This is a genomic window from Nostoc sp. CHAB 5715 (assembly GCF_020829685.1).
Taxonomy (GTDB): domain Bacteria; phylum Cyanobacteriota; class Cyanobacteriia; order Cyanobacteriales; family Nostocaceae; genus Nostoc.
The window spans coordinates 1-4,976 of sequence record NZ_JAIVFR010000575.1; the positions used below are offsets into that span (position 1 = coordinate 1).

Sequence of the window (4,976 nt, forward strand, 5' to 3'; positions counted from 1 at the left end):
TAGCATAATCTACTTGTGCGCCTAAAGTACGGAGACTACGTAAAAGTAGAGCAGTGCTGGTCATTCCATCAGCATCGTAGTCACCACAAATAGCAATTTTTGTTTGAGAAGCGATCGCATTTTGCAACAACTCCAAACTAATCGCCAAATCTGGGAAATCTTCTAACGGCGAAGGCAAAACTAAAGATTCTGGATTTAAAAATGTCCGTACCTGTTCTGGTGTTTCCATACCCCGATTAATCAACAACTGGCTGACAATGGGTGAAATGTTTGTCAAAGCTGCCAGATTTTGGGCAAATTCTGGTTTTTGTGGATAAATTTGCCAGCGCTGATCGGGTAAACACCTGCGAGGCTTTGATAGTTCAGATACAGGTCGGTCTAGCACAATACAAGTTAGGAGTTAGAAGTTAGGAGTTAGAAGTTATAAATTAGGAGTTTTTAATTAAAAGTTATTTCTTAACTCATAACTCTTAACTCATAACTCCTAACTCCTAACATTTCTGTTAAAACACGTTTATCCTACCATCATCCATAATATATAACGAGCGATCGCCTGGAGAGCGCAAAGTCGGACGAAGTTCGAGCCGCAATGTACCAAAGTTGGGTTTGGAGATAATTGCTTGCAGTGATAAACCCTTTTCGCTCCAAAATATCAAAGATGTATTTGGCTCTGTACCCTCTATTTGTTCTAAACTTAATTTCTGTCCTGGACTCAAGGATATTGCATCAGTCCCAGAGGGTTTTTGGATTTTTATCAGGTTGGGTGTGCTATTAATAACTTCAACCCGGATATGTTGCCCAGGTGTAAACTGAATTGGATGCGACCCACACTTAGAGGCACAAGTTCTAGCTAAAGTAGCACTCGGATTATTAATTGATACAACTATAACGGTAGCTGCAACTAAAGCAAATGACAGTTGCTTAAACATAATACACAATATAAGTACTAGACTTAAATGTTACTGTAATTAAGTACTATCAAGCCTCAGTATATTTTCCAGAATTACTTTGGTAATTCCCAGTTATTAAATTACTAAGGAAAGTGGATTAAATAAAATGCAAAACTTCATCAACTATCTAGCTTCCCTCTCCTTTATAAGGAGAGGGATTGAGGGTGAGGTAAGCCAGGGACATAAATTGTATGTTATTTAATTCTTATTCCTAATTACGAATTATTTTTTATAAACTTCTAAAAATTTAATCGCTTTCTTGCGAAATTTTATTGCCATATCTTACCCAATCGGTCATATCAATTACTTCATCCTCAGCATCATCTGAAGGTAGACCAAATTCGGCTTCAAGTTCGCGTTGCTCATCATCACTTATGTAAGGAATAAGAATTTGGCAGAGGCGAAGTCTTTCTTCTTGCAGAACTTCACGCATAGTTTCTTTAATCAATGCTTTTAATTCTTGAATTTCCACTGTATGCCTTTTATTCATGTAGGACTTACGCACACTCTACGATGCTTGGCGTTCTTGGCGTCTTGGTGAACCAGCGCTGTAGGCGGGTTTCCCGCCGTAGGCGACTGGTGAACCCGAAGGGCGGTTCGGTAAATTAAGCTTTTTGGCAATTTTTGCGTAAGTCCTATCATGGTTAGATGTATATATATAGCGCTTCTCGAATGGAAGTCTTACTCCCCAACGCTAGCAGGGAAGGAGCTGGGGGTTAGGTCTGTATTTCATGCAATTGAGAACCGCTATATTACCTAGTCTAAGTTTGTACGGGAGGGAAAAGTTAAAGGGCAAAAGAATAATACTAGCTCACAACTAAACTTGGCTTTTACCTTTCTCCTTCCCCTGTGATATCTCTTTAACCGAAACGTCCACTGATATAATCTTCAGCTTCTTTGGTTTGAGGAGAACTGAACATTTGCGCTGTAGGATTAAACTCAACTAATTTTCCGCGACGTTTACCATGCTCGTCAATTTCTGTATTGAAGAAAGCGGTGAAATCTGCGACTCTAGAGGCTTGCTGCATATTGTGTGTCACCATAATAATGGTGTATTGCTGCTTGAGTTCTAAGCAGAGTTCTTCTACTTGGCGGCTAGAAATTGGGTCGAGAGCAGAACATGGTTCATCCATTAATAATACATCTGGTTTCATGGCGATCGCACGAGCAATGCAAAGTCGTTGCTGTTGTCCGCCAGATAACGCAGTACCCTTCTCTTTAAGTTTATCCTTGACTTCATCCCAGATAGCAGCGCGTCTAAGGGAATCTTCCACCAATTCATCAACGTTACCTTTATAACCGTTAGCACGCGGCCCAAAGGAAATATTTTCGTATATTGACTTGGGGAAAGGATTCGGTCTTTGAAAAACCATTCCGACTTGGCGGCGTAATTTTACAGAATTTATCTTAGGATCGTATATATTGCGATCGCGGTAATTCAGTCTACCCTCAACTTTAGCTCCAGGGATTAAATCATTCATCCGGTTGAAGCAACGTAGTAAGGTACTTTTACCACATCCTGAAGGCCCAATAAAAGCAATAATTTGTTTTGCAGGAATCTTTAAGTAGACATCTAAAAGTGCCAAAAATTCCCCATAGTAGACCTTCACTCCTTCAACATTGAAGACGCTATTCTCGTGGTCGATTGTGGCACCATCTAATTTACTTTTACTGTTGCTATAAGTCATGAAAGCGTATCTCCTAATAACCGTGAATATATCCAATTAGATATTTAATTATCTAGCGTATTGAAAAGCGTTGGCGGATATAAATGGCTACACCATTTAAAACTAAAATCAAGAGTAACAACGCAATAATTGTCGCTGCTGCTGCATTAGCAAAACCTGGTTCAGGACGAGTAATGTAACTGTAAATTTGAATGGGTAATGCCATAAATCTCTGGAACAAACCAGGGTTAAAGGTGAGAAAACCCACAGCACCTACAACAATTAATGACGCTGCATCACCAATTGCACGGGATACAGAGATAATTACCCCTGTCAAAATACCAGGAACAGCATATGGTAAAACGTGACTCCTGATAGTTCGCCATTTAGTGACACCTAATCCATAAGAAGCATTTCTCAGGGAATCTGGGACGGCGCGAATTGCTTCTCTAGCTGTCACAATAATTACTGGTAACGACAACAAAGATAAAGTTAATGCACCAGAAACCAAAGCGGGGCCGAACCCAAGCAAATAATTGAAAACTCCTAAACCCAGCAATCCATAGACAATAGAAGGTACTCCCGCCAGATTACTGATATTAATCTCAATAATCGCTGTCCACCAAGCTTTAGGTGCATACTCTTCTAGATATAAAGCTGCTCCGACACCAATGGGGACAGTAACCAAAATTACAACAGTTCCCAGAAGAACGCTACTGATAATTGCAGGACGAATACCACCTTGGTCAGGAAAACGAGAAGGAGTTTCTGTGAGAAAACCAGGTGTTACAAATCTGGCTAATCCGTCTTTCAAAATATCAAAAAGTAGCAATGCTAGGATAAATAAACCAATTAGCAATCCTAACAAAAAAATTACTTCAAATACTTTTCCTAATGTCTCCCTACTTTCAACATTCTCGGTAAATTCTGCCGCCGAATCTAGAGAATCATCTCTTTGAAAAGTTGTAGTCTGACTCATCGCTTGCTCTACAAGAATATTTAATTCTTTCACGATTCGGGGTGATTTTAGCGATTTTAAATTTTGGTTTGTAATAACTTCATTGTTAATCATTTCCACCATCCTGGAAATATTTTTTTGGGTAGATACCGCATCTAGAAAGGGAAGAATCACAATGTAAGCAGTGGAAAATAATGCTTCGTCGCTATCTACATGAAATGTGAAAACAGTTCGACGGGGCCCACTTTCCATGCTTGGAGGTTGTTTCAGCCCCCGATATTCTAGAGCAATTTGATAATAAGCGCCAGCAAGAGCAAAATTGGCTTCGTGTTCTATGGGGGCATCAACAATAATTCGGATTGTTGGCGGTGTTTCGTTAAAAAAATCTCGTGACTCTTGGGAATGGAAGTTTTGGATAATGGAGCGATCGCCTGCGGGGCTAAGATCAACCCATTCACAAATCATGCCTTCGGTTTTTAAACCAAACCTGGAGGTGGCATAAAGTTTTGCCCCAGTTAATGTTGCTCCTGTTAAGTCAGCACCAATCCATTCCGCTCTGATTAATTTTGTCTGAGTTAAATCGGCGTGGATGAAAATTGTATTCGTTAAATTGGCATTGCTTAAATCTGCGCCAATTAAAGTAGCCCCGCTCAATTTTGCGCCGCTCAAATCTGCCCACCGGAGATTTGCGCCGCTCAAATCTGCCCACCGGAGGTTCGCGCCGCTCAAATCTGCTCCGCTCAAGTTAGCATGGCTGAGATTCGCTTGTCTGAGTTCGGCATCTCGCAAATTTGCGCCGCTAATGTCAGAATGACTGAGGTCACTGGCATTTAAGTTAGCCATCTCTAAGTTGGCTCCCGTCAAGGAAGCGCCTTTCAATAGGGCCTCACTCAAGTTAGCCTGACGGAGATTCGCTTGGCGGAGTGTCGCCTCCCGCAGATCGGCACTGGTGAGGTTAGCCTCCAACAGATCGGCGCGACTGAGATCAGCACGAATTAATTCGGCGCGGATCAATGAGGTTCCTCGAAGTTGAGCGCGGGACAGATCCGCTCGAATCAAATTAGCGACGTTGAGACTGGCGTTATTTAAGATGGCGCTACATAAATTTGCGCCACTCAGTCTTGCTACATTCAGCAAGGCATTGCTCAAGTTAGCTTCACTCAGATTTGCGCCGCTCAGGTTGACTATACTCAAATTAGCATCGCTAAGATTTACGCCACTGAGTTTCGCCCCACTCAGGTTAGCTTCCGAGAGGTTAACACCATTAAAATTTAAGACTCCTGCCGCGTATTGTTCCAGTAATTCCTCTACAGTCATCGATGCTACCCCTTGGATGCCAACTTTAATAATTGGTAAAGTCATAAAAAACGGAATGTCAAAATCAAAAATGAATATTGGGAT

General features: G+C 41.3%; 4 protein-coding genes and 2 pseudogenes. All 6 read right to left on the reverse strand.

Going from position 1 to position 4,976, the window contains the following annotated elements; translation table 11 throughout:
- Nucleotides 1–385: pseudogene (locus tag LC574_RS26445) on the reverse strand (single-stranded-DNA-specific exonuclease RecJ); the annotation flags it as partial.
- A 118-nt stretch (nt 386–503) separates the two neighbouring features.
- Nucleotides 504–929 carry a hypothetical protein gene (locus LC574_RS26450; protein WP_229456539.1) on the reverse strand — a complete coding sequence of 142 codons (426 nt, stop codon included), beginning with the start codon at nt 927–929 and terminating at the stop codon, nt 504–506.
- Between the two features lie 268 nt (nt 930–1,197).
- On the reverse strand, nt 1,198–1,422 hold the full coding sequence (locus LC574_RS26455; protein ID WP_229456541.1) for a hypothetical protein: 225 nt from the start codon (nt 1,420–1,422) through the stop codon (nt 1,198–1,200).
- A 388-nt stretch (nt 1,423–1,810) separates the two neighbouring features.
- Nucleotides 1,811–2,638, reverse strand: a complete 828-nt coding sequence (gene pstB, locus LC574_RS26460) for a phosphate ABC transporter ATP-binding protein PstB (protein ID WP_229456543.1) — start codon at nt 2,636–2,638, stop codon at nt 1,811–1,813.
- 52 nt (nt 2,639–2,690) lie between these two features.
- On the reverse strand, nt 2,691–3,596 hold the full coding sequence (gene pstA / locus LC574_RS26465) for a phosphate ABC transporter permease PstA (protein WP_229456545.1): 906 nt from the start codon (nt 3,594–3,596) through the stop codon (nt 2,691–2,693).
- Nucleotides 3,588–4,892: pseudogene (locus LC574_RS26470) on the reverse strand (pentapeptide repeat-containing protein); the annotation flags it as partial. The pseudogene LC574_RS26470 and the gene pstA, both read right to left, overlap by 9 nt.
- Nucleotides 4,893–4,976 lie beyond the last annotated feature (84 nt).